Origin of the sequence: Nocardiopsis sp. TNDT3, from assembly GCF_003427465.1 — a bacterium.
Classification (GTDB): Bacteria; Actinomycetota; Actinomycetes; order Streptosporangiales; family Streptosporangiaceae; genus Nocardiopsis; species Nocardiopsis dassonvillei.
This window is the reverse complement of the sequence record NZ_QPFC01001391.1, coordinates 1-1,269: the sequence shown is the minus strand read 5'-3', so window position 1 is coordinate 1,269 and position 1,269 is coordinate 1. Positions and strand designations below refer to the sequence as shown.

Sequence of the window (1,269 nt, the reverse complement as noted above, 5' to 3'; positions counted from 1 at the left end):
GCACCGCCGACGACGGCGTGCCCGCCCGGAGCGGGAGGGCACGCCGTCGTCGTTGCCGGACAACCGTGGGGGTGCATCGAGGTGGATCGAGCCCCACCGCGTTCGACGATAACCGTCACCGGGACCCGAAGAGGAAACCGATCAGACGTGCCGAGTAGCGGGGCGTCTCCCGGGCTTCCCCCGCCTCCGAGGGAAGCCCGGTCCAATCCGGCTCGGCGTGCGCGCAGGGCGCCCTCTGGCACGGCACGGCTCCGCGTTTCGGCGGACTCACCCCGACCGACGGCACAAGGGTTCTCCGTTATACAGGAAAACCGAGCTTTCGATACTCCACCGCCTGCAGAACTCCTATGAATTCGCAATCACCGGTATCCCGATCCACCCTGATGGGAGCGTTTCCAATGAAGCGCTCCTCCCATTTTCCCTCCTTCAGGAAGCCGATCGAATCCCAGGGAAGGATAACGTACTTTTCATGACAGAAAATATCCTGCTCCGATATCATCCCTCCCTGGAGAATTAATTCACCAACCGCGTCATCAAAGAATTTTCTGCCGACTTCAATTGCCTCTTCTTTTGTCATCATGGAGCACATGCCCTCATCAGGAGACAGTAGCGTTAGCATGCTTCGTGGTTTGCGAATCCGATCTGCATTCTACGACCATGGGCGATCTGGTATCCCGGAAAAACGCCTCAGGAGTGCGGTGGGGGATCGCGGTGCCCTCAAGGGTGTGGGCGCAGGCGCTGGTGAGACACCAACAGCCCGGCAGGAAAAGGGCCGGTGGTGGTCAAGGTTCCGGTGCCGTCATGCTCGTTGTCCGGCAGGAACAGGGGGGAGGATTCCCCGGCTGCTGGTGCGTTGGAGTCGGCTGGGAGCGAAAGCGAACCGATGGTGCAGCGCACGGTTCCTGAAGGCCGCGCACCTTCCTACCTGGACCTGGCCCCCACCACGCGCCCAACTGATCGTTTCAGAATGAGGTTCGCGGGCGTCGCAAGCAGATGATGCTGCAGGCGAGTGGGAGCAGGCCAAGGTGGAGGTCGGCGCGTATCTCGTAGCGGATGCGCAGGCGTTTGAACTGGTGGAGCCGGGCGAAGGTCCGTTCCACGGCCCAGCAGGCCTTGCCCAGTCCCGATCCGTGCGGGACGCCTCGGCGGGCGATCTTGGATGTGATGTCGCGGGCTCGGAGGATGCGGCGGTACTTGTCGTAGTCGTAGCCGCGGTCGGCGAACAGCCGCCGCGACCGGTGACGGGGCCGGCCCACCAGGCCGCGGAGG

At 63.3% G+C, this 1,269-nt stretch carries 2 protein-coding genes; both read right to left on the bottom strand.

Going from position 1 to position 1,269, the window contains the following annotated elements:
* Window positions 1-298: 298 nt before the first annotated feature.
* Window positions 299-619 carry a hypothetical protein gene (locus DQW06_RS29065; protein ID WP_157983646.1) on the bottom strand — a complete coding sequence of 107 codons (321 nt, stop codon included), beginning with the start codon at window positions 617-619 and terminating at the stop codon, window positions 299-301.
* A 343-nt stretch (window positions 620-962) separates the two neighbouring features.
* Window positions 963-1,269: transposase (locus DQW06_RS28150; protein WP_157983645.1), on the bottom strand; the 307-nt coding region annotated here is incomplete at its 5' end.